This window comes from Streptococcus oralis (assembly GCF_023110055.1).
GTDB classification, from domain to species: domain Bacteria; phylum Bacillota; class Bacilli; order Lactobacillales; family Streptococcaceae; genus Streptococcus; species Streptococcus oralis_BY.
Genome location: NZ_JALDVG010000008.1, coordinates 1 through 656, shown reverse-complemented (window position 1 = coordinate 656; position 656 = coordinate 1). Strand labels below are relative to the sequence as shown.

The window sequence follows — 656 nt, the reverse complement described above, 5'->3', positions numbered from 1 at the left end:
CCAGTAACGCCACCAACACCAGAAGTGCCAGAAATCAAGAAAGATGTGAACGGCAAAGAAGCTGAAACTCTTGACAAACGTGACCAAGTCTTCACTTACAACGTGAAAACAACAGTAGCGCAAGATGCGACAGCCTTCTCAGTCACAGATACACTAGTAGACGTTCTTGAATTCGCAGGAACTTCAAGTGCTAAATTGAATGGTCAAGCGCTTGAGGCTAGCCAAATCAAGGTAGACGGTCAAACCATTACCTTGACGCTTACAGAAGAACAAGTCAAAGCCAATGGCGGTCAAGCAGTTGAATTAACATTCGACGCGAAGATCAAAGCCGGCGCGAACTTGTCTGCTTACCTATCAGAAGATAAGACTGTGAAAGTTCCTAACAAGGCAGCTTACAAGGCAGATCTTCCAAACAAGCCAGGCTTTACGAAAGACTCTAATGAAGTCCCAGTAACGCCACCAACACCAGAAGTGCCAGAAATCAAGAAAGATGTGAACGGCAAAGAAGCTGAAACTCTTGACAAACGTGACCAAGTCTTCACTTACAACGTGAAAACAACAGTAGCGCAAGATGCGACAGCCTTCTCAGTCACAGATACACTAGTAGACGTTCTTGAATTCGCAGGAACTTCAAGTGCTAAATTGAATGGTCAAGC

At 44.8% G+C, this 656-nt stretch carries 1 protein-coding gene; it reads left to right on the top strand.

Annotation, left to right across the window (positions count from 1 at the left end):
- Window positions 1-656, top strand: a 656-nt coding sequence (locus M1G01_RS09630; protein WP_247931695.1) for an isopeptide-forming domain-containing fimbrial protein, incomplete at both ends; no start/stop codon positions are given.